Source organism: Actinoplanes sp. NPDC049265 (genome assembly GCF_043197135.1).
In the GTDB taxonomy this organism is placed as follows: domain Bacteria; phylum Actinomycetota; class Actinomycetes; order Mycobacteriales; family Micromonosporaceae; genus Actinoplanes.
The window spans coordinates 193,581-215,135 of sequence record NZ_JBICSP010000004.1 but is presented as its reverse complement, the minus strand read 5'-3'; the positions used below and the strand labels follow the sequence as shown (position 1 = coordinate 215,135).

Here is a 21,555-nt window from a genome sequence, read left to right as displayed (position 1 = left end):
TTGTATTCCGACGGAATACGGAATGCGCGTGGGCGGGGGACGGCATGGATCGGCTGACATCGGGGCAGGCGTTACCGGCGGGTGAGCGGCTCGTCGCCCCGGCGGGCTTCCTGGAACTCGTCGTGCAGGGCGACGGCAACGTGGTGCTCTACCGGGTCCAGACCGCTCAGGTGCTGTGGGCCAGCAACACCTTCGGGCAGGCGGTGACCCGGTTGGTGCTGCGGTCCGACGGCAACCTGGTCGCCGAGACCGCGCACGGGGTCGCGTTGTGGGAATCCCGGACCGCCGGGCATCCGGGTGCCCGGCTCGTCCTGCAGAACGACGGCAATCTGGTGATCTACGACGCGGGTGGCACCGCCCGGTGGGCGACGAACACGGTGCGGAACTTCAACCTGCCGACGCTGCGGACCGAGGACGACCGCGGATACTCCTATGTGGAGACCTCCGAGCGGTGGAAGCTGCTGTGCCAGGGGCTGCCGTGCTTTACGGCGTTGCAGTGGCCGGGCTACGCGACGACCGTTGTCGAGGACGTCATCGACGGCGAGCCGGTGGTCATCCAGCTGTGGCGCGGGTGGTGCCAGAAGTTCCTCGGCAACCCCGTCTTCCCCGGCGGCATCGGCGCCGAGGTCGGCATCTATCGGCGCGTACCCGGCAAGACCCGGCCCGCGTCGCTGGACTTCCTACCCGCGCCGCTGGACTCCTTCTACTCCGGCGCGATCGCCGGCCTGAGCGACACACAGCTGTGGTGGCCCGCGCCCGATCTCGGGGCAGAGCTCGAGTTCTCGCTGATCAACCCGGTGACGAAGGAGGTCGCCTTCCGTGCCGGCCCGCAGCGCGGCTACTGGCTGACCAGGTGGATGAACGAGGACGCCTACCTCAAGTACACCGCCGACCAGGGGTTCCGGATCCCGTTCCTTCCCGACGCGTACATCCTGGAATACAAGGTCAACGGCCGGGTCCGGCGCTGGCCCAACCAGTCCTCCGCGCCGTCGGCGAGCGGCAGCACCATGCGACCGGACCAGGTCCTGAACAGCAACGGCACCCTGTTGTCGGTCAACGGCCGGTTCCGCCTCACCTACCAGGACGACACCAACCTGGTGCTGTACCGGACAACCGACGACAAGCCGCTCTGGGCGACGGGCGTCCGCCCCGGCGGCGTGGGCGCGTGCATCATGCAGGCCGACGGAAACCTGGTGCTGTACAACGCGACCGGCAAGGCCGTGTGGGCGAGCAACACCAACGGCAACCCCGGCAGCCGGCTGACCGTACGCGACGACGGCGACGTGGTCGTCACCCGCCGGGACGGCGCGGTCATCTGGAGCAGCGACCGACGCTGATCCGGTGGTCAGCCGACCGGCGGCGCCCAGCCCGGTCGCGGGATGAGGCAGAACGGGTGGCCGGCCGGGTCGGCGAACACGTGATCGCCGGGCAGCCGGGTCGCTCCCAGGGCGGTTGCTGTGTCGCGCGGTCACCAGCTCGGCCATCACGGTGACGGTGCCGAGCGCATGTCCTCAGGAGCGAACTTTCACACTGAGAGTCGCGGAACCGGCTTCAGGGCGGCCGGCTGCTCCCGCGCGACCGGAGCCGCCAGACTGAGCGCCGTCACCGCGGAGCCGAACGTGCGCAGCAGCAGCCGTGGCCGCAGCGACGGGTCGTCGGCCCGGGCGGTCAGCAGCGACCGCATGTCGTCCGGCAGCTCCGCCGCCAGGCCCGCCGGGGTGACCCCGCGGCAGTAGGCGTTGAGATGCTCGAACGTCACACGGGCGTAGAAGACCGCGTCGGTCGTGCCGACGTGCAGGCGGCGGGCGACGTCCGCGACGAAGTCGGCGCAGCGGCCCGGCGCCGCGTCGGCCGGCGTGGCCGCGAGGCCGGTCGGCAGCTGAGTGACGAGCTCACGGAACGTCGATGGCGGGACGTACGGGCGGAGTGCTTCCAGCACAGCCGTCATGACGCGGCCGGCCTGGCTGCGGCCGTACAGATGGGCACGGATCCGGATCTGGGTCAACGGGTCGTCACGCTGCATGATCACCGGTTTTCTGTTGTCCACGTGGGACACTCACCATTTCCGGTAATCGGACCGCTAAACCATGGCTTGGGCCACATTCAGTCCTCGGTGTCAGCCGCCCAGCCGGACGGGGCCGGGAGTCCGGCCGCGCGGCGGGCCATGACGGCCGCGCCGATCAGGGCGGCCCGGGCGCCGAAGACCGAACGCCCCACCGGCGGCGGTTCCCGCCAGACCAGCGCGGCCCCGAGGTGCTGCCGGACCGGGTCGAGGAACAGGTCACCGGCGTCGGCCAGGCCACCGCCGAGCACGATGCGGGCCGGGTCGAGGGTCAGCGTCAGGGTGGCCAGGGCCGTGCCCAGCGCGGCGGTGGCGTCGTCCCAGACCTGGCGGGCCACCGGATCCGTGCCGATGGTGGCGGCGATGGTGCGGCTGTCCGCGCCCGGGGTGCCGCCGCGGCGGGCGTAGCGGCGGGCCAGGCCGCCGGCCGAGGCGTACACCTCGAGACAGCCGCGCTGGCCGCAGCTGCACCGCTCACCGCCGGGGTAGACCGGCATGTGACCGACCTCGCCGGCCGCGCGGGTGGCCCCGGCCAGCGGGACGCCGCCGACGACGACCGCGGCCGCGATGCCGGTGCCCAGCGGCAGCAGCAGGAAGTCGTCGAGGCCGCCGGCCATGGCCTCGGCGATCCCGGCGGCGCGCACGTCGTGCCCGACGGCCACCGGCAGCCCGAGGTCGGCGGCGATCAACGCCCGCAGCGGGACGTCGCGGAAGCGCAGGTTGGCGGCGTACTTCACGACGCCCTCGTCCTCGTCGACGATGCCGGGCGTGACCACGCCGATCGCCTGGGCCGCCCGGGTTTCCCCGGCCGCGCTCAGTGTGTGGAGACGGGCGCACAGGGCCCGGACCGCGCCGACCGGGTCGTCGTCGGCACTGGAGGGTGCGGTCAGCGAATGCCGGATCCGGCCCGCGTCGTCGACCACGGCGCCCTTGATCGTGGTGCCGCCGACGTCGACCGCGAGGACTGTCACGCGACGACCACGGCGAGAGCGACGTCGAAATCGCGCGTCAGTGGAAAGAGCGGTCGTTCCACCTTCTCGTACGGCAGCCGGGCGAGGTGCTGGTCGACGCCGCCCGGTGTGAGCGCGAGCATCCAGTCGCCGGCCGCCTCGAAGAGCTCCGGTTCCAGATAGCCGATCTTGACCGTCACGATCTCGGCGGCGCGCACGTCGACACCGAGCCGCCGGTAGGACTCGAGCAGCCGGTACTGCATGCGGCGGGAGGTGAGAAAGACGCTGAGACCCTTGACGCGTACGCTCACGCAGCGCCCGCCGTCCGGATCGTCGGCGACCGCCTCCAGGGTGCCGACCAGCTCGACCGGCCCGGGGTCGCGGCGGTCGATCCGTCCACCGGCCGTCACCCGCACCGGTGAGCCGACCGGCCGCCCGGCGACCGCGGCGACGGCCTCGGGGTCGACCAGGGAGGCGAAGACGGCACGCCGCTCGGAGGCCCGGGCCAGCATTCGGGACAACGCGTAGGTGACGTCGTCGGCCCCGCCCGCGCCGGGGTTGTCGCCCGAGTCGCTGATGAAGAACGGCCGCTTCGCCGACGCCTCGGCCGCGTCCAGGCACTCGTCCATCGACCCGGTCGGCGCGACGAAGGAGAACCGCTCGCGCGCCGCCCAGAACAACTCCGCCAGCTCGAGAGCAGCGTCGGCGACCGGCGAAGAAGACCCGGTGGGCGAGGCCGCGGCGGGTGAGTCGGGGGTAGGCGTGGCCGCGGTGGGCGGCTCGGGGGAGTCGTAGCCGGTGACGACGACGGCGGCGCGGCAGCGGGGCTGGTCGGCCCAGGCGAAGCCGATCCAGATGGCCGCGTCGACGATGCCGGGGCGGGACTCGATCTCGGGGATGCGGGCGTACAGGCCGCGGGCCGGTTCCTCGCGGGTGCTGGTCTGCTCGCCGGGCAGCAGGATCGGGACGTGGACCAGGGCCTTGCGCGGGCGTTCGCCCCGGCGCAGCGCCTCGGCCAGGTTGCGGGCGGCGCGCTCGCGGGTCTCCCACACGTCCACGTGCGGCGCGGTGCGATAGCAGGTCAGCAGGTCGCAGGCGTCGAACAGGACCCGGGACACGTTGCCGTGCAGGTCCATCGCCGCCGAGATCATCGGCTCGGGGCCGAGCACCGAGCGGATGGCGGTGGCCAGGTCACCCTCGGCGTCGTCGATCGTGTCGCCGGCCACGCTCATCGCGCCGTGGAAGTCGAGGAGCATGCCGTCGAGCGGGCCGGCCGCGGCGAGGCCGTCCACGATCTCGGTCTTCCAGGCGCGATAGGCCGCCGGATCCACGGCTCCGCCGGGAAGCGCTCGGGCGTGCACCAGCGGGATCCACTCGATGCCGGCGGCCCACGGCGCCGTGAGCCAGTCGTACCGGGCCAGTAACGCGTCGCCCCGGGTGACCTCGAAGTCCTCGGCCGTGCTCAGGTGCGGCGAGAACGTGCTGGACTCGATGTGGATGCCGCCGACGGCGACGCGCATGTGGTCTCCTCGATCTCGACCGGGTCGTGGAACACGACTTACGACGTTCGGGCGTCGGCGGCCGTGCGCAGCAGCTGACCCAGGCCGACCAGGGCCGCGTCGGGGCCGGCGACACTGGCCTCGATGGACAGGGACTCGGTCATCGACGGCAGGCAGCGCTCGTAGAGCACGCCCTTGGTCGCCGCGACGTAGACGCCCAGGCTGGACAGGGCGCCGCCGATGACGACGGCGTCGGGGTTGAGGAAGTTGACCAGGCCGCTGAGGGCCACTCCGAGCAGCCGGCCGGCCTGGCGGACCGCTGTCACCACGGCGGGATCGCCGTCGGCCACCGCGACCATGATGTCGGGCAGGCCGGGGGCGGAGAGTTCGCGGGCCAGGGCGGCGCCGCTGGCCACCGTCTCGAGGCAGCCGCGGCTGCCGCAGGAGCACTGCCGCTCGCCGCTGTCGGCCACCCGCACGTGGGTGACGTCGCCGCTCAGGCCACCGCCGCCGCGGTAGATCTGCCCGTCGCTGACCAGGCACGCGCCGATGCCGGTGCCGGCCTTGACGTAGATCATGTCGCGGGCGGCGAGGGACCGGGTGACGTACTCCCCGATGCCCGCGGCCTTGGCGTCGTTGTCGACCAGCACCGGGCCGGCGAAGCCGTCGAACACCGTGGAGAGGTGCCGGGCCGGGTCGAGGCCGCTCCAGCCGGGCATGCGGGCCGGGCCGACCACCCGCCCGCCGGGAAACTCCACCGGACCGGGCAGCGCGACGCCGACGCCGAGCAGCGGCTGCCCGGGCGCGTCGGCCGCCTGCAGCCGGGTGAACGTCTCCTTGAAGGCGCCGAAGACCTGCTCGGGGCCGGCGGCGATGTCGATCGGCACCTCTTCGGCGCGGCGGAGCACGCCGGCGGGGGAGAGCAGCCCGACCCGGGCGTGCCGGCCGCCGAGCTCGGCGACGGCCAGCACCCCGTCGGTCGCGCGCAGGCGCAGGATGCGGGGCCGGCGCCCGCCGGTGGACCGGCCGACGCCCTCCTCCAGCAGCACGCCCTCCTCGATCAGCCGGCGCACCACCGCGGTGACCGTGGACGGCGCCACCCGCAGCGCCTCGACCAGGTCGCTGCGGGAGGTGGCCGCGCCGCTGGACAGCAGGCCGAGGGTCTGCTCGCGCAGCGTGGCGGGGATCGAGGGTTGCACGGGCCTCTCCTGGTTCCGGGGCCGATCTTGCGATTCAGTCTGCCCGGCGAGAAGTTCGGTCGAAGCTTCGGCCGACTTCGAACGTAGCACGGCGAAAGTAACCGAACTAAGCCCCTAGTTTTCGTTGACCTGAAACTTTTGCGGGTTTAGGTTCACGGCCATGAAGAGCAGAGTTGTGCTGGCCGCGGCCGGTGCTGTCGCCCTCGTCAGCGGGCTCGGGGCCTGCGGCGGCGGTGACACGGCCAAGAACGGCCAGGGGGCGAACAAAGACTCGGCGACGGTGGCGCTGCGTACCCCGAACTGGATCCTGCCGATCTCGGCGCCCGGCTTCACCCAGGGCGAGAACGCGATCTTCGGCCAGGCCCTCTACAAGTCGCTGTACTCGTACAAGCTGGACGGCACGGCCGAGTTCAACATCGACCCGCAGCGGTCCCTGGCCGAGCCGCCCAAGGTCAGCGACGGCGGCAAGACGCTGACCATCACGCTCAAGGACGCCAAGTGGTCCGACGGCACCCCGCTGACCACCAAGGACATCCAGTTCTGGTACGACCTGGTCAGCAACAACAAGGACAAGTGGGCGTCCTACCGCGAGGGCAGCCTGCCCGACAACCTCGCCAAGTGGACGGTCACCGACGGCAAGACGTTCTCGCTGACCACGACCAAGGCGTACAACACGGCCTGGTTCGTCGACAACCAGCTCAACCGGATCACGCCGCTGCCGCGGCACGCCTGGGACGCCGACGGGCAGGCGGCCCAGCCGGACGGCGCCAAGAAGGTCTTCGCGACCCTGACCGCGGCGTCCAAGGACCCCAAGACGTACGACTCCAACCCGCTGTGGAAGGTCAACAGCGGGCCGTGGAAGCTCGAGAAGTACGTGCCCAACGGCGAGGTCACGCTGGCCCGGCAGGACGCGTACACCGGCGCCGACAAGGCGAAGCTGTCCAAGATCGTGCTGCGGCCGTTCACCGGTGACGACGCCGAGTTCAACGTGTTGCGGGCCGGCCAGATCGACTACGGGTACGTGCCGGCGGCCAACGTGTCGCAGAAGTCGTACCTGGAGTCCAAGGGCTACAAGGTCGCACCGTGGTACGGCTGGTCCATCACCTACCTGCAGCTCAACTACAACAACCCGAAGACCGGGGTGCTGTTCAAGCAGCCGTACCTGCGCCAGGCCATGCAGATGCTGATCGACCAGCCGTCCATCAGCAAGGCCATCTGGTCGGACACCGCCGCGCCGACCTGCGGCCCGGTCCCGCCCAAGCCGGGCACCACCGACAGCACCGGCTGCGTCTACAAGTTCGACCCGGCCGCCGCCAAGCAGCTGCTGGAGAGCCACGGCTGGAAGGTCACCCCGGACGGGCAGACCACCTGCCAGACGGCGGCCCAGTGCGGCACCGGCGTCGCCGCCGGCCAGCCGCTGACCTTCACTGTCACCAGCCAGACCGGCTTCGCCGCCACCACCAAGATGTTCGCCGAGATCAAGTCGCAGATGGCCAAGCTCGGCATCACGCTGACCATCAAGGAGGTACCGGACTCGGTCGCGGTCACCCCGGCCTGCAAGCCCTCCGAGGCCAGCTGCTCGTGGGACATGTCGTTCTTCGGTTCGCAGGGCAGCTGGTATTACCCGGCCTTCGCCAGCGGCGAGCGGCTGTTCGCCACCGGCGCCCCGGTCAACCTGGGCAGCTACAGCAACCCGGAGGCGGACCGGCTGATCGACGCCACCCAGTTCGCCACCGGCGACGGCGCGAGCTCGCTGAAGGAGTACAACGACTTCCTGGCCAAGGACCTGCCGGTGCTGTGGATGCCCAACCCGGTCTACCAGACCTCGGCGTACCGCTCGGGTCTGCAGGGGGTCGAGCCACAGGACCCGATGAACTACATGTACTTCCAGGACTGGTCCTGGAAGTAGCCATGGTCCGCTACCTGGTCACCCGCGTGGGACAGGCGCTCATCGTGATCGTGCTGGTCACGGTGATCGCCTTCGTCCTGCTGCACCTGCTGCCCGGCGGGGCGGCGCGGGCCACGCTCGGCAAGGAGGCGACGCTGGACCAGCTGGCGGCGTTCAACCACGACATGGGGTACGACCGGCCGTGGTACGTGCAGTACGCGCTCTACCTGCGGCGGCTGGTGACCGGGGACTTCGGGTACTCGTACCAGCTGAACCAGTCGGTGCTGGAGGCGATCGAGCAGCGGCTGCCCAAGACCATGGTGCTGTCGCTGCTGTCCACCGTGCTGGCCGTCGTGGTCGCCATCCCGCTGGGCGTGGTGCAAGCCGTACGCCGCAACCGCTGGCCCGACTACGCCATCACGTCGCTGTCGCTGCTGGCCTACGCCACCCCGATCTTCTTCATGGGTCTGCTGATGATCATCCTGTTCTCGCAGGTGTGGCCGGTGCTGCCCCCGGAGGCGCCGCAGGGCTTCACGGTCGGTGAGATGTTCGCCGACCCGGCCGGGCTGGTGCTGCCGGTGGTCACCCTGGCCGTCGTCACCGTCGCGGTCTATTCGCGATACGTGCGCTCGTCGATGGTCGACAACCTCAACGAGAACTACGTGCGTACGGCGCGCAGCAAAGGCCTCCCCGAATGGCGGGTGGTTCTCGTGCACACCCTGCGCAACGGCCTCTTCCCGGTCATCGGCCTGCTCGGCATGTACCTGCCCGCCCTGTTCAGCGGCGCGCTGGTGGTCGAGTCGCTGTTCAACTTCCCCGGCATGGGCCAGCTGTTCTGGCAGGCGGCGCTGAAACGGGACTACCCGATCCTGCTCGGCGTCACGGTCGTCATCACCATCGCCACGGTGGTCGGGGCCATGCTGGCCGACCTGCTCTACGCCGCCGCCGACCCCCGGGTCCGGCTGCGGGGGACCTCCACATGAGCACGCTCACCTCGTTCCGGCGCGGCGCCGGCGTCTTCGTGGAGAACCGGCTCGCCCTGGTCGGCGCCGGCATCTTCGTGCTGCTGGCCGCGGTCTGCTTCCTCGGCCCGCTGGTCTACCACACCGACCAGGTGCACACCGACCTCGCCTCGGTGCACCTGCCGCCCGGCGCGGGGCATCCGCTCGGCACCGACGGCGTCGGCTACGACCAGCTCGGCCGCATGATGCTCGGCGGACAGACGTCGATCATCGTCGGGCTGGCGGCCGGGCTGCTCGCCACCGCGGCCGGCACGCTCTGGGGCGCGGTGGCCGGGTTCGCCGGCGGTTGGGTCGACTCGGCCATGATGCGGGTGGTCGACGCGATGATGTCGATCCCCGCCCTGTTCCTGTTCATGCTGCTGGCCGCGATCGTCACCCCGAGCGTGCCGATGCTGATCGTGATCATCGGCGCCTTCGCCTGGCTGGGCCCGGCCCGGCTGGTCCGCGGCGAGGCGCTGAGCCTGCGGTCCCGCGAGTACGTGCAGGCGATGCGCGGCATGGGCGGGACCGGCGGCCGGGCCGTGCGGCGGCACATCGTGCCCAACGCCATCGGCACGGTCATCGTCAACGCCACCTTCCAGGTCGCCGACGCGATCCTCTATGTGGCGTACCTGTCCTTCCTCGGCCTGGGCGTGCCGCCGCCGGCGGCCAACTGGGGCGGGATGCTCTCCGACGGCCTGGCCGACACCTACAGCGGCCACTGGTGGCTGCTCTACCCACCGGGCATCGCCATCATCCTCATCGTGCTCGCCTTCAACTTCATCGGCGACGGCCTGCGCGACGCCTTCGAGGTCCGCCTGCGCCGGCGCTGAAAGGAACCCCCAGTGAGTACGCCTCTGCTTCAGCTGCGCGACCTCGACACCGGCATCAGCCTGCGCCGCGGCACCGTGCACGCCCTCGCCGGCGTCAGCCTCGACGTCAGGCCGGGCGAAACCCTGGGCGTGGTCGGCGAATCGGGCAGCGGCAAGACGATGACCGCACTGTCCATCATGGGCCTGCTGCCGCACGGCGGCCGGGTCACCGGCGGCGAGATCGTCTTCGAGGGACGGGACCTGCGCACCCTTCCGGCCGACGAGGTTCGCCGCATCCGCGGCGTACGCATGGGCATGGTCTTTCAAGATCCGTTGACCTCGCTCAACCCGACCATGCGCATCGGCGCCCAGGTCGCCGAGCCGCTGCGGGTGCACAACAAGGTCGGCAAGGCCGAGGCCCGGGTACGCGCGATCGACATGCTGCGCCGCGTCGGCATGCCGCGGCCCGACAAGATCGCCGACAACTACCCGCACGAGCTCTCCGGCGGCATGCGGCAGCGGGTGGCGATCGCGATGGCCCTGGTCTGCTCGCCGCGCCTGCTGATCGCCGACGAGCCCACCACCGCGCTCGACGTCACCACCCAGCGGCAGATCCTCGAGCTGATCGACGACCTGCGCGAGGAGTTCGGGATGGCGGTCATCCTGGTCACCCACGACCTGGGCGTGATCGCCGGCCGCGCCGACCGGGTCGCGGTCATGTACGCCGGCCGGGTGGTCGAGACCGCCGCCACCCGCGAGCTGTTCCGCGCACCCCGGCACCGCTACACCGAGGCCCTGCTGGAGGCGCTGCCCGAGGCGGCACACGGCGAACGCCTCTACAGCATCCCCGGTCTGCCGCCCGATCTGTCCCAGCCGCTGACCGGTTGCCCGTTCGCCCCGCGCTGCCGGCATGCCACCGACGAGTGCCGCTCCGGCGACATCCCGCCGACCGGAACCGATCACCGGTTCGCCTGCCTGCACCCGGCGCCGCCGCGGACCCGCGTGACGATCCAGGAAACCCCGCGGGCGGTGCGGGAGTTCGACGCTGAGCCCGTCCTGGCCGTCCACGACCTGGTCAAGAACTATCCCGTACGCCGGGGCGCGGGCCACGTCAGCGCGGTTGCCGGCGTCTCGTTCGAGGTCGCTCCGGGTGAGACCTTCGGCCTGGTCGGCGAGTCCGGCTGCGGCAAGTCCACGGTCGGCCGCCTCGCCGTCGGTCTCGAGCAGCCCACCGACGGCAAGATCGTTCTCGAGGGTACGGATACAGCCGGCCTGACCGGCCGCGAGCGCCGTCGCATGCATCGCCAGGTGCAGCTGATGTTCCAGGACAGCTATGCCGCCATGAACCCGCGGATGCGCGTCGACGCCATCCTGGCCGAGCCCCTCGAGATCCAGAAGGTCGGCGACCGGCGGGCCCGGATCAGCACCCTGCTCGACCAGGTCGGCCTGTCCCCGGGCGTGCTGGAGCGCTACCCGCACGAGTTCTCCGGCGGTCAGCTGCAGCGCATCGGCCTGGCCCGATCCCTGGCCCTGCACCCCCGCCTGATCGTCGGCGACGAGCCGGTCAGCGCGCTCGACGTGTCGATCCAGGCCCAGGTTCTCAACCTGATGCGGGACCTGCAGCGCGAGCTCGGCCTGGCCTACGTGTTCATCAGCCACGACCTGGCCGTCGTCGACTACATGGCCGACCGGATCGGCGTGATGTACCTCGGCAAGCTGGTCGAGGTCGGCCCGGCTCGCGACGTGGTGCGCGCCGCCCGGCACCCGTACACCCAGGCCCTGATCGACGCCGTCCCGACCGTCGACGCCCCGTCCCGCGAGCGCGTCGTCATCGAGGGCGAGCTGCCCAGCGCCATCGACCCGCCGACCGGCTGCCGGTTCCGCACCCGCTGCCCGCGCGCCGCCGACATCTGCACGACCGAGCCGGCCCTGACCGGGACGCCGCACCAGGTCGCCTGCCACTTCCCGCTCCGCCCGGCCTGACCCGCCGGCGCCCGCCTCCGGTCCCGGCCGGGCCCTTCCCTCCGCCGGCCCTTCCTGTGTCGGACCTGTGTCGATCTAGTTTCAAAATCGTGTTCAACGTTCTTGACGATTGTCGGACAATCATGCAACGCTCCCTGTGCGCAAATGAAGCTGGTTGTGCGCACTGCGCACAGCTGACCCCCGGGTCGCCGAGCCACAACGTTGAACCAACAGCAGCTTTCATGTCCGAGAGGACGTCAGCCATGACATATGCGTCCGACCCATTACGCTCACGAGCCCATGTCCGGTGGCTCGCCCCGGCCCTCGGTGTCGTTCTCGCCGGCGCGCTCGTCGCGTGCGGCGGCAACAGCGACAGCAACAGCGGAGGCGGTGGTTCCGGCGGCGGCACGGTCAAGATCGGCCTGGCCATCGGGAAGACCGGTTACCTGGCCGCCGTGGACAACCCGTTCGGCAACGGCGTCAACCTCGCCGTCGACTACCTGAACAAGAACGGCGGCGTCAACGGCAAGAAGTTCGAGGTCGTCACCCAGGACATGCAGTCCAACGCGGCCAAGGCCGTACCGGTCACCAACCAGCTGATCAACCAGCAGAAGGTCAGCGTGATCATCGGCGGTTCGACGTCGGCCGCGACCGCCGCCGACGCCCCGATCATCGAGCCGCGCAAGGTGCCGATGATCGCCGCCTCGGTCCTGCCGCCGAACAGCAAGTGGATCTTCTCCACGCTGCAGCCGGTGTCCAAGACCAACCAGATCGACCTCGACTACGTGAAGTCGCTCAAGGTGACCAAGGTGGCCGTGCTGTACTCGCAGACCCCGTACGGGCAGGGCGCGGCGGCCGCGATGGGCGCCGCGGCCAAGGCCGGCGGTCTGACCGTGGTGGCCTCGGAGGCGGTCGAGACCAGCGCCACCGACGTCACCCCGCAGCTGTCCAAGGCCAAGGCCCAGGGCGCGCAGGCGATCATCGACGTGCTGTCCGGGCCGGTGCACATCGTCGAGGCCAAGGGCGCGGCCACGCTCAATCTCGACATCCCGATCGTCATGGGCACCGACGAGGTGGCCACCTTCGAGCCGGCCGCACAGGCGTACCCGAAGGCGTTCCTGACCGCGATCGCACCGCAGATCTCGCCCAAGAACAACGACCCGCAGATCAAGGCGGCCAACGAGAAGTTCCTGCCGATCTATCAGGCCGCCTACGCCGACAAGCCGGGCATCGGCAACGCCGGGCGCGGCTGGGACTCGGTGATGATCCTGGCCGAGGCCATCAAGGCCAGCGGCGCCACCACCGGTGAGGAGCTCCGGGCCGCCCTGGCCAAGGTCAACTACACCGGCACCATGTCGGCCTACAAGTTCTCCGAGAGCGACCTCACCGGGCAGGGCAGCACGCCCAACCCGCTGGGCATCGTGAAGATGAACGCCGGCAAGCTCGACGTCGTCTACACCCCCGCGGCCTCATGACGACGACGGCCCCCGTGCTCGAGGTGCAGGACGTGGGCGTGCGCTACGGCAACGTCCACGCCCTGTCCCCGTTGAGCTTCTCGGTCGGGCCGGCCGAGCTGGTCCTGGTCCTGGGCACGAACGGAGCGGGCAAGACCAGCCTGGTGAACGCGATCGCCGGGCTGGTCCCGGTGGCCGGGGGAGAGGTGCGGGTCGAGGGGGTACGCGTCACCAAGGTGCCCGCGTACCGCCGCGTCCGCCGCGGGGTGTCCCTGGTGCCCGAGGGCCGCGGCCCGCTGCCGGGGGTGAGCGTCGCCGACAACCTGATCCTGGGCTGGCGGGCCCGGCGGCGCGGCGACTACCGGCAGCACCTGGCCCGCGCCATCGACCTGTTCCCGATTCTCGGCAAGCGGCTCGACCAGGACTGCTCGACCCTCTCCGGCGGCGAGATGCAGATGCTGGCCATCGCCCGGGCGCTGCTCAGCGACCCGTCCGTGCTGCTGCTCGACGAGCCTTCGCTGGGCCTGGCCCCGCAGCCGGTCGGGCAGGTCTACGAGGCGCTCGGGCGGCTGGCGGCCGACGGCCTGTCGATGATCGTGGTCGAGCAGAAGGCCGTGCCGCTGCCGGTCACCCCGGCCCTGACCCTGGTCCTGCACCACGGTGAGGAACTGGAACGACGGGAGAACGGCCGGCCCTCGGACGCCGAACTGGCCGACCTCTACCTGGGAGGAGGCGACGGGCATGCGCGTTGACGTCCGGCAGCTCGCCCGCACTTACGCCGCGCCGCTGATCGTGGCGATCATCCTGCTCGTGTTCTTCGCGGGCAACGACTCATTCTGGATCTACAACCTGACCCTGGTCGCGATCTACGCGATCATCGTGGTCGGGTTGAACGTCTTCGTCGGCTACGTCGGCCTGGTCACCTTCGCGCAGACCGCGTTCATGGCGGTGGGCGGGTACAGCCTGGCCATCCTGACCGTACGGCACGTCTGGAACCCATGGCTGGCCCTGCTGGCCGGGATCGTGCTGTCCATGGTGGCGGCGACCATCGTCGGTGTGCCGTTGCTGCGGTTGCGCGGGCATTACCTGACGATGGCCACGTTCGCCCTGGCCCTCGGGACGTTCGGCTACCTGACCGGCGCGACCGGGTTCACCGGGGGCAGTGTCGGCATCTCCGGCGTACCCCCGCTGGCGATCGGGTCCTTCTCTCTGGCCGACCCGCGGCAGGCCTTCGTGGGGTGCTGGATCCTGGTCGCGGTGGCGACGTGGATCGGCGTGCGCGTGCGTGACTCGCACATCGGCCGCGCGTGGCAGACCATCTCCAGCCGGGAGGAGGCCGGCGCCAGCCTCGGACTGCGGGTTCAGCGCTACAAGGTGCTGGCGTTCATCCTGGCCGCGGTGTTCGGGGCGGTCGGCGGCGCCCTGTACGTCGGGTTCACCACGTACGTCAGCCCGGACCTGTACGACTCGTCGATCGGCGTGAACCTGTTCGTGATGCTGTTCCTCGGCGGGCGCGGCCGTACCCTGGCCCCGATCGTCGGCGCGGCCGTGATCCTCCTGGTGCCGCAGGAGTTCGCCGCCCTCGCCGACTACCAGACCATCCTCTTCGACATCGTGCTGCTGCTGATCATCCTGTTCCGGCCGGGCGGTCTGCTCGACCCGCCGCACTGGCTGCAACGCCTGGGCCGCGGCGGCGGTGACCGGCCGGCCACCGCGCCGCCGGGCGCCCCGGATCCCACCGGCACGCCCGAGCCGGTCGGAGCGGACCGGTGACCGGGCTCGCCGCGACCGCGGTCAGCAAGCGCTACGGCGGCGTGCACGCCCTGCGCGACGTCAACCTGAGCATCCCCGAGCGGGCGATCGTCGGCCTGATCGGCCCGAACGGCGCGGGCAAGTCGACACTGCTCAAGTCGCTGGCCGGGTTCGTCCTCCCGGACGCCGGGCGGATCATGCTGGGCGAGACCGACCTGACCGGGCTCAACCCGTCCCGGATCGCCCGGTCCCGGCTGGTCACCACGTTCCAGCACGCCACCCCGATCGCCGGGCTCGGCGTACTCGACAACGTGCTCGTCGGCATGACCGAGAAGCACACCGGCGGCCTGCTCGCGGCGCTGTTCGGCACGCCCGGCTACCGGGCCAGCGAGCGCGCGCAACGTGAGCGCGCCCGCGGCCTGCTGCGGTCCTTCGGGCTGGAACAGCTGGCCGGGCTGGACGCCGGCGGCCTCAGCTTCGGGCAGCTCCGGTTGCTGGAGATCGCCCGCGCGGTGGCCGCCGAACCGCTGGTCCTGCTGCTCGACGAGCCCGCCGCCGGCCTGAACCGGCTGGAGATCGACCGGATGACCGAGGCCATCCGGAGCCTGCGCGACGAACACGGCATGAGCGTGCTGGTGGTCGACCACGACGTGCCGTTCGTCTTCGGCATCTCCGACCGCATCACCGCGATGAACTTCGGCCGGGTGATCGCCGAGGGCACCCCGGACGAGATCGAGGCGAACGAGGCGGTCCGGTCCGCGTACCTGAGCCTGGACGGAGAGAACTCATGACCGTTCTCATCATCGGCATCGCCACCGGCAGCGTGTACGCCCTGGTGGCCATCGGCTACTCGCTGATCTACCGGACCACCGGGATCGTGAACTTCGCCCAGGGCGGCTTCGTCATGGTCGGCGGGATGGCGACGTGGTGGCTGACCCAGCACCACCTGAGCTATCCGCTGGCCGCGATCGGCGGGGTGCTCATCGCGGCCGCGGTCGGCGGGGTGCTCTGGGTCGCCCTGGTGTCCCCGCTGTGGCGCCGCAACAGCCCGGCCGTCGTGGTCATCCTGGCCACCCTGGTCTTCGGTGACCTGGTCGCCAACGTGGTGGCCAAGGGCATCAGCGCCGACCCGCAGACGCTGCCGCGGTGGATCTCCGGTTTCCGGGTTCCGGTCGGCGGCAGCAGCATCGACGGGCAGTACGTCATCGTCATCGCCGTGGCCCTGGTGTCGATCGTGTCGATCGCGGCGGCCCTGCAGCGGTCGAACATCGGCCGGGCCATGCGGGCCTGCGCGGCCAACACCCAGACGAGCCAGCTGCTCGGCATCGCACCCCGCCGGGTCGGTGCGGCCGCGATGATCTTCACCGCGGGGCTGGCCGGGCTGGCCGGTGTGGTCTTCACCCCGGTGCAGTACACCGACTACGCCTCGGCGCTGACCTTCGGCATCTACGGTTTCGTGGCCGCGACCATCGGCAGCTTCGGCGACCTGTGGGGGTCGATGCTGGGCGGTCTGCTGCTGGGCGTGGTCACCCAGCTGACCGGCCGGTACATCAGCACCAACTACACCCTGGTGATCGCGTTCGGCATCCTGCTGGTACTGCTGATCTTCAGGCCGCAGGGTCTGCTCGGACGAAGGAGCGCGGCCGCCCATGCCACCTGAGCGCGAGATCAATCCCCGGGACCGGGTCGTCTCGCTCGAACGTGGCCTGGCCGTGCTGCTCGCGCTCGGGCAGGGCGAGACGATGAGCCTGCGCGAGGTCGCGGAGAGCGCCGGGGTGAGCCGGGCCGCGGCCCGCCGGTCGCTGATCACCCTGATGAGCCTGGGGTACGTGGGCGAGCGCTCCGACGGCTGCTACGAGATCCGGCCCCGGGTGTTCGAGTTCGGGTACGCCTACCTGGGCCGTCAGCCACTGACCGCGGTGGGTACGCCGTACCTGCTGGAACTGGTCGGCCAGATGGACGAGTTCGCCTCCATCGCCGTGCTCGACGACGCCGACATCGTGCACATCGTCCGCGAGACCCCGGCCAACCGGCTCATCTCGGTCGACATCAACGTCGGCAGCCGCTACCCGGCCTTCTCCACCGCCCAGGGCCGGGTGCTGCTGGCCGACCTGTCGCCCGAGCACTGGAAGGCCGAGCAGAGCCTGCTGGAGTTCAAGCGGTACACCCCGCACACCCTGGAGACCATGGACGAGCTGGAGAAACAGCTCGACGCGGTCCGCAAGAACGGCTACGCCGTGAACGACCAGCAGATGTCCAGCGGGGTCCGGTCGGTCGCCGTGCCGATCCGCGACCAGAACGGATCGGCGGTGGCGGCGCTCGGCGCGATCGTCAACGCCGCCAGCTGGACCCTCAAGGCGATCCGGTCCGAGCTGGTGCCCGAGCTGCGCCTGTTCGCCGAGCGGATGAGCCACGACCTGCGCGCCGCCCCGATCCAGCACCGCACCACCCGCAACGGCTTCACCCGCTAGATCGTGTCGCGTGGGCCACGCCGCAGCACCGGCCGGCCCACGAACACGACCTCACCGCAGAAGGGGACATCACCGTGCCCGACGCCATCGACCAGGTCCTTCACGGAGCCGTCGACCTGCACTGCCACTCCGGCCCGTCACCGATGCCCCGGCGGATCGACCACGTCGAGGCCGCCCGCCAGGCCGAGGCGGCCGGGTTCCGCGCCATCCTGGTCAAGTGCCACTACCACAGCACCGTCTTCGACGTGCTGGCGATGAGGAACGAGCTCGCGCCGATCAGCACCCAGGTCTTCGGCGGCGTGGCCCTGAACAGCCAGGTCGGCGGGCTCAACCCGCACGCCGTCGACCTGAACCTCAAGATGGGCGGCCGGATGATCTGGTTCCCGACCATCTCGTCGGGGGCGCACCTGGACAACTCCGAACGCGACCCGCACGTGCGGGAGCACTTCGTGCCGCGCGGGATCCGGCAGAGCGACCTGGTCGACATCCTCGACGACCGGGGTGAGCTGCGGCCCGAGGTGCCCGAGATCCTCGACCTGGCCAAGGAGGCCGGTGCCCTGGTCAGTGCCGGGCACATGGCGCCCGACCGTACCCTCGCGATGCTGACCGAGGCCCACCGGCGTGGGTTGACCCGTCTGATCGTCAGCCACCCCAACTACGTGCTGAACGCCGGCACCGGTGACGTGCAGAAGTTCGTCGCCCTGGGCGCGGTGATCGAGCACTGCGTGATCATGTACGACGACGAGGAACGGTTCTTCCCGTTCCAGACCCTGCTCGACTGGATCGACCTGATCGGACCGGAGCACACCTCGCTCGGCTCCGACCTCGGGCAGGTGGGCAACCCGCTGCCGATGGACGCGTTCCGGCGGGTGGTCGGCCGGCTGCTCGACAGCGGGATCAGCGAGCGAGACGTACGGACCATGATCGTCGACAATCCGACCCGGCTGCTGGGCCTGGATTCGTGACCTCGCTGCGTTCGGTGCAGCCGCGGTACGCGGTGACCACCGGCGACCTCGACCACCTGACCGCCGCCCAGGCCCGCGACTACGTCCGGGGCGTGGAACGGGCCGGCTTCGGCATGCTCTGGCTGGCCGAGGTGCTCGGTCGCGAGGCGTTCACCACCGCCCAGCTCGCCCTGGCCGCCACCTCGACGATGATGATCGGCAACGGCGTGGCCCGGGCGCTGGAACGGGAGCCCAAGAACGCGGCGGCGGCCCAGGCCGGCCTGTGTGAGGCGTACCCCGGCCGGTACGTGCTCGGCCTCGGGGTCAGCGGGGCGGTCCGCGATCGGGGCGTCGGTCCGGTTCCGTTCATGGCCGGCTATCTCGACGAGATCGACCGCAACCTGGCCCGGACCGGGCACACGACGCCGGCCTGGCGGGTGCTCGGCGCGTACTCCGAGGGGCTGACCCGGCTGGCCGCCCGCCGTGCCGACGGCCTGCTGACCTTCCTGGTCACGCCCGAGCACACGGCGTGGGCCCGTTCGGTGCTCGGGCCGGAACCGTTCCTGGCCGTCGCCCAGTGGGTGGTGCCGTCCACCGACCGCGACGAGGTCCGGGCCGTCGCCCGCCGGGCGCTGCGGTACTACCTGGGACTCCCGCACCAGCTCAACAAGCTGCGCCGGCTCGGGTTCACCGACGACGATCTGGCCCCGCCCGGGTCGGACCGGCTGATCGACACGCTGGTCGCCTCGGGGCCGCCGGACCGGATCGAGGCGCACCTGCGGCAGCACTTCGACGCCGGCGCCGACCAGGTGGCGATCTCCCTGCTCGGGCCGGCGCCGGCGGACAAGGCCGCGAGCTACCGCGACCTGGCCGTGGCCCTGGGTCAGGCGGTCTGACCGGCGCGGCCGACCGGGGCGAGCTGGAGGACCGCCGGCCCGCCCTGGAAGACCCGAGTTGCCGCCGGCCCGCCCTGGAAGACCGGAGTTGCCGCCGGCCCGCCCGGGAGGGCCGCGGTCGTGCCGCCGCCCCGCTGCGCGGACCGTTCGCCGGCGTAGCCGGCGGCGGTCACGGCAATCCCCGCGCGCATCTATCGAAGTCCCTGAATGAGGTCCTAGAATCGAGCCATCGATTTTAACGTTTCAATCAGGGGGAGCGGATGCGCCGGAGAACGTTGTTGCAGGCTGGGCTGCTGCCGGTCGGACTGATGCACCTGCCCGCCGGCGACGTCACGGACTGGCGCTCGTACGTGGTCGCGCCGGCCCGGCGCACTGTCGCGCCGGCCCGGGTCCTCGCCACCACCGGCGACGTGCGGAACCCGGACGGGCTGCTGCGCGCCGGGGGAGCACGGACCGTGCTCACCGGACGGAAACCGCCCGAGCCTCCGGCCTGGCCGGCCGGCACCACGGCCACCGCATCGTCGTACCACCCGCCCAACAGCGGCAACGACGGCCAGCCGCGGACCTACGGGCCGGACAACGCGATCGACGGCCACCTGGGCACCTTCTGGAACGACGCCGAACCGGCCACCTACCCGGCCGTCCTGACCGTCACCGCGCCCAGCGCCCTGACCCTGCCCGGGGTCACCGTGCGATCCAACGCCGACGGGGTGCCGGTCGACTTCACCGTCGAGGCCGGCGACGGCACCACCTGGCGGCCGGTCGGCACGGTCACCGGCAACGCCGCCGTCCAGGTGCCGGTGCCGTTCGCCGCCCCGGTCACGGCCACCGCCTTCCGGATCGTCATCACCCGCACCCAGGACTCCGCCCGCGGCCAGTTCGCCCGAGTCAACGAGCTGTGGCCGGGACTGGTGGCCGCCGACGAGACGCCGAGCGTGACCGTCGACTTCGGGAAGGTCGTGGTCGGCTGGCCGCGGCTGCGGTTCGCGGCCGCGTCGGACACCAGTCCCGGCGTGCTGCTGGCCTTCTCGGAGACCACGCAGTTCCTCACCGACCGCTCCGACTTCGACCGGCAGGACTTCGCCGGTGGGCCCGGCACGGACGCGTTCACCGTGCCCGCCGCGGGCGCCGACTGGACCGACGAGCTGCACGGATTCCGCTACCTGAAGGTCAGCCTCGACCCGGCGACGAGCGGCCGGGTCGCCATCGACTCGGTGCTGCTCGAGTTCAGCGCGTTCCTCGGCACGCCGGACACCTACGAGGGCTGGTTCGTCTGCTCGGACGACGAGCTGAACCGCTACTGGTACGCCGCCTCGTACACCAACGAACTGACCCTCGACACGTTCCGCGCGGCCGACTGCGACCCGCGCGGCGCCGCCAGCCCGTCCCTGGAGGGCAAGCTCGTCCTGCACGACGGCCCGAAACGCGACCGGGATCCGTACGTGGGCGACCTCGCCGTCTCCGGCCGTACCCTCTACCTGACCCACCCGGCCGCGGCCGAGGCCTCGCGCAACGTGCTCGCCGACCTGGCCGACCACCAGCGGGCCGACGGCTGGATCCCGCCCGCCTCGATCAACGGCTACACGCTCAGGCTGTTCGACTACCCGCTCTGGTGGGTGATCACGAGCTGGGACTACGTGCTCTACACCGGCGACGTGGACTACGCGCGGGCGTACTGGCCGCACCTGGTCAAGGTCCTCGACGGCTGGTACCCGAGCGTGACCGACGCGAACGGGCTGCTCAGCCGCGGTATGAACGCGACCGGCGACTACGGCGACTACGCGTTCCTGCCGCGGTCCGGCGCCATCACCTACTACAACGCCAACTACGTGCAGGCGCTCGGCGACGCGGCCCGGCTGGCCCGGCTGCTCGGGCACACCGCCGACGCGGAGCGCTGGACCACCCGGGCCGGAAGTGTCGCCGCCGCGGTCAACGCCCGGCTGTGGGACGCGGCGGCCGGCGCCTACCTCGACTCGGCGGCCGGCCCGGTGCGGCACGGGCAGGACGGCAACGCGATCGCGGTCACGGCCGGGGTCGCCGACCCGGCCCGGGCCGGCTCGGCGCTGTCCTATCTGGATGCTTCGAACCGGCTCCCGTACGGGAACGCGTTCATGGACAACGACACCCTGCCCGGCGTCGGCGGAGCGTCCGAGCGGGTGTACGCGTTCACCTCGTACCCGGAGATCGTGGCCCGCTTCCGCACCGGCCGGGCCGAGTCCGCGATCGACCAGATCAAGCGGACCTACGGCTGGATGCACACCCACGACCCCGGCCTGACCCAGTGGGAGGGCATCGGTCCCGGCGGTACGCCGTACGAAGGCTCCTACACCAGCATGGCGCACGGCTGGTCCACCGGCGTGCTGCCGGCCCTGACCAACGAGCTGCTCGGCGTCACCCCGACCGGCCCCGGCTTCACCACCTGGGCCGTCACACCGCGTCCGGGCACGGTGACCTGGGCCCGCGGGCGGGTTCCGACGCCGCACGGCCCGATCACCGTCGAGTGGCGCAGCACGCCGTCGTTCACGCTCAAGGTGACCGCTCCGGAGGGCACTACCGGCACCGTCACCCTGCCGACCCAGGATCCGGCGGCCCGCGCGTACCTGAACGGCCGGCCGATCACCACCGACCGGCGTTGACCCGTCCGCGACCCCGATCCAGTGGTAGC

19 protein-coding genes are annotated in these 21,555 nt (G+C 71.2%); 14 read left to right on the top strand and 5 right to left on the bottom strand.

What is annotated here, in order from left to right; genetic code table 11:
• Positions 1 to 44 precede the first annotated feature (44 nt).
• Positions 45 to 1,337, top strand: a complete 1,293-nt coding sequence (locus ACGFIO_RS13115; protein ID WP_392825910.1) for a hypothetical protein — start codon at positions 45 to 47, stop codon at positions 1,335 to 1,337.
• A 188-nt stretch (positions 1,338 to 1,525) separates the two neighbouring features.
• On the opposite strand, the gene ACGFIO_RS13110 is transcribed toward ACGFIO_RS13115, so the two are convergent.
• From ACGFIO_RS13110 to ACGFIO_RS13095, 4 genes are read right to left on the bottom strand one after another with little or no spacing between them, the layout of a single operon-like run.
• Positions 1,526 to 2,047 carry a DUF2267 domain-containing protein gene (locus tag ACGFIO_RS13110; protein ID WP_392825908.1) on the bottom strand — a complete coding sequence of 174 codons (522 nt, stop codon included), beginning with the start codon at positions 2,045 to 2,047 and terminating at the stop codon, positions 1,526 to 1,528.
• A gap of 56 nt (positions 2,048 to 2,103) precedes the next feature.
• Positions 2,104 to 3,033, bottom strand: a complete 930-nt coding sequence (locus tag ACGFIO_RS13105) for an ROK family protein (protein WP_392825906.1) — start codon at positions 3,031 to 3,033, stop codon at positions 2,104 to 2,106.
• The gene (locus ACGFIO_RS13100; protein WP_392825904.1) at positions 3,030 to 4,532 is read right to left on the bottom strand and encodes a M81 family metallopeptidase; all 1,503 of its coding nucleotides are present in this window, start codon (positions 4,530 to 4,532) and stop codon (positions 3,030 to 3,032) included. The genes ACGFIO_RS13105 and ACGFIO_RS13100 overlap by 4 nt, the downstream gene beginning before the upstream one ends.
• Before the next feature lie 38 nt (positions 4,533 to 4,570).
• Positions 4,571 to 5,710: an ROK family protein gene (locus ACGFIO_RS13095; RefSeq protein WP_392825902.1), complete on the bottom strand. Its 1,140-nt coding sequence runs from the start codon at positions 5,708 to 5,710 to the stop codon at positions 4,571 to 4,573.
• A 160-nt stretch (positions 5,711 to 5,870) separates the two neighbouring features.
• Here ACGFIO_RS13095 and ACGFIO_RS13090 point away from each other — a divergent pair, with 160 nt between their 5' ends.
• The 12 genes from ACGFIO_RS13090 (at position 5,871) to ACGFIO_RS13035 (ending at position 18,890) form a co-directional block, all read left to right on the top strand.
• Positions 5,871 to 7,619 carry a peptide ABC transporter substrate-binding protein gene (locus tag ACGFIO_RS13090; RefSeq protein WP_392825899.1) on the top strand — a complete coding sequence of 583 codons (1,749 nt, stop codon included), beginning with the start codon at positions 5,871 to 5,873 and terminating at the stop codon, positions 7,617 to 7,619.
• A 2-nt stretch (positions 7,620 to 7,621) separates the two neighbouring features.
• On the top strand, positions 7,622 to 8,581 hold the full coding sequence (locus tag ACGFIO_RS13085; protein ID WP_392825897.1) for an ABC transporter permease: 960 nt from the start codon (positions 7,622 to 7,624) through the stop codon (positions 8,579 to 8,581).
• Entirely contained in the window at positions 8,578 to 9,432 is an 855-nt protein-coding gene (locus ACGFIO_RS13080; protein WP_392825895.1) for an ABC transporter permease, read from the top strand. Before ACGFIO_RS13085 ends, ACGFIO_RS13080 begins: the two co-directional genes overlap by 4 nt.
• Before the next feature lie 12 nt (positions 9,433 to 9,444).
• Positions 9,445 to 11,394, top strand: coding sequence for a dipeptide ABC transporter ATP-binding protein (locus ACGFIO_RS13075; protein ID WP_392825892.1), 1,950 nt, complete (start codon positions 9,445 to 9,447; stop codon positions 11,392 to 11,394).
• A gap of 242 nt (positions 11,395 to 11,636) precedes the next feature.
• A complete protein-coding gene (locus ACGFIO_RS13070) occupies positions 11,637 to 12,848 on the top strand; it encodes an ABC transporter substrate-binding protein (RefSeq protein ID WP_392825889.1) in 1,212 nt (403 codons plus the stop codon).
• Positions 12,845 to 13,579 carry an ABC transporter ATP-binding protein gene (locus tag ACGFIO_RS13065; protein ID WP_392825887.1) on the top strand — a complete coding sequence of 245 codons (735 nt, stop codon included), beginning with the start codon at positions 12,845 to 12,847 and terminating at the stop codon, positions 13,577 to 13,579. The genes ACGFIO_RS13070 and ACGFIO_RS13065 overlap by 4 nt, the downstream gene beginning before the upstream one ends.
• A complete protein-coding gene (locus tag ACGFIO_RS13060) occupies positions 13,569 to 14,600 on the top strand; it encodes a branched-chain amino acid ABC transporter permease (RefSeq protein ID WP_392825885.1) in 1,032 nt (343 codons plus the stop codon). The genes ACGFIO_RS13065 and ACGFIO_RS13060 overlap by 11 nt, the downstream gene beginning before the upstream one ends.
• Positions 14,597 to 15,370: an ABC transporter ATP-binding protein gene (locus ACGFIO_RS13055; protein ID WP_392825883.1), complete on the top strand. Its 774-nt coding sequence runs from the start codon at positions 14,597 to 14,599 to the stop codon at positions 15,368 to 15,370. The genes ACGFIO_RS13060 and ACGFIO_RS13055 overlap by 4 nt, the downstream gene beginning before the upstream one ends.
• A complete protein-coding gene (locus ACGFIO_RS13050; protein WP_392825881.1) occupies positions 15,367 to 16,239 on the top strand; it encodes a branched-chain amino acid ABC transporter permease in 873 nt (290 codons plus the stop codon). Before ACGFIO_RS13055 ends, ACGFIO_RS13050 begins: the two co-directional genes overlap by 4 nt.
• A complete protein-coding gene (locus ACGFIO_RS13045; RefSeq protein ID WP_392825879.1) occupies positions 16,229 to 17,050 on the top strand; it encodes an IclR family transcriptional regulator C-terminal domain-containing protein in 822 nt (273 codons plus the stop codon). The genes ACGFIO_RS13050 and ACGFIO_RS13045 overlap by 11 nt, the downstream gene beginning before the upstream one ends.
• Before the next feature lie 74 nt (positions 17,051 to 17,124).
• Positions 17,125 to 18,015, top strand: coding sequence for a DUF6282 family protein (locus ACGFIO_RS13040; RefSeq protein ID WP_392825876.1), 891 nt, complete (start codon positions 17,125 to 17,127; stop codon positions 18,013 to 18,015).
• Positions 18,012 to 18,890, top strand: coding sequence for a TIGR03620 family F420-dependent LLM class oxidoreductase (locus ACGFIO_RS13035; RefSeq protein ID WP_392825874.1), 879 nt, complete (start codon positions 18,012 to 18,014; stop codon positions 18,888 to 18,890). Before ACGFIO_RS13040 ends, ACGFIO_RS13035 begins: the two co-directional genes overlap by 4 nt.
• Here ACGFIO_RS13035 and ACGFIO_RS13030 read toward each other — a convergent pair.
• A complete protein-coding gene (locus ACGFIO_RS13030) occupies positions 18,878 to 19,081 on the bottom strand; it encodes a hypothetical protein (protein ID WP_392825872.1) in 204 nt (67 codons plus the stop codon). The genes ACGFIO_RS13035 and ACGFIO_RS13030 overlap by 13 nt on opposite strands.
• A 69-nt stretch (positions 19,082 to 19,150) precedes the next feature.
• On the opposite strand from ACGFIO_RS13030, the gene ACGFIO_RS13025 reads away from it, so the two are divergent.
• Positions 19,151 to 21,526 (top strand): alpha-L-rhamnosidase C-terminal domain-containing protein, encoded by a 2,376-nt coding sequence (locus tag ACGFIO_RS13025; RefSeq protein WP_392825870.1) that lies wholly within the window; start codon positions 19,151 to 19,153, stop codon positions 21,524 to 21,526.
• Positions 21,527 to 21,555: the final 29 nt, after the last annotated feature.

What these genes read in the sequence shown, in the direction of transcription:
- ACGFIO_RS13050 (WP_392825881.1), top strand. Translation starts at nt 15,367, where the DNA reads ATGACCGTTCTCATCATCGGCATCGCCACCGGCAGCGTGTACGCCCTG.
- ACGFIO_RS13070 (WP_392825889.1), top strand. Translation starts at nt 11,637, where the DNA reads ATGACATATGCGTCCGACCCATTACGCTCACGAGCCCATGTCCGGTGG.
- ACGFIO_RS13115 (WP_392825910.1), top strand. Translation starts at nt 45, where the DNA reads ATGGATCGGCTGACATCGGGGCAGGCGTTACCGGCGGGTGAGCGGCTC.
- ACGFIO_RS13065 (WP_392825887.1), top strand. Translation starts at nt 12,845, where the DNA reads ATGACGACGACGGCCCCCGTGCTCGAGGTGCAGGACGTGGGCGTGCGC.
- ACGFIO_RS13090 (WP_392825899.1), top strand. Translation starts at nt 5,871, where the DNA reads ATGAAGAGCAGAGTTGTGCTGGCCGCGGCCGGTGCTGTCGCCCTCGTC.
- ACGFIO_RS13030 (WP_392825872.1), bottom strand. Translation starts at nt 19,081, where the DNA reads ATGCGCGCGGGGATTGCCGTGACCGCCGCCGGCTACGCCGGCGAACGG.
- ACGFIO_RS13080 (WP_392825895.1), top strand. Translation starts at nt 8,578, where the DNA reads ATGAGCACGCTCACCTCGTTCCGGCGCGGCGCCGGCGTCTTCGTGGAG.
- ACGFIO_RS13060 (WP_392825885.1), top strand. Translation starts at nt 13,569, where the DNA reads ATGCGCGTTGACGTCCGGCAGCTCGCCCGCACTTACGCCGCGCCGCTG.
- ACGFIO_RS13025 (WP_392825870.1), top strand. Translation starts at nt 19,151, where the DNA reads ATGCGCCGGAGAACGTTGTTGCAGGCTGGGCTGCTGCCGGTCGGACTG.
- ACGFIO_RS13085 (WP_392825897.1), top strand. Translation starts at nt 7,622, where the DNA reads ATGGTCCGCTACCTGGTCACCCGCGTGGGACAGGCGCTCATCGTGATC.
- ACGFIO_RS13100 (WP_392825904.1), bottom strand. Translation starts at nt 4,532, where the DNA reads ATGCGCGTCGCCGTCGGCGGCATCCACATCGAGTCCAGCACGTTCTCG.
- ACGFIO_RS13045 (WP_392825879.1), top strand. Translation starts at nt 16,229, where the DNA reads ATGCCACCTGAGCGCGAGATCAATCCCCGGGACCGGGTCGTCTCGCTC.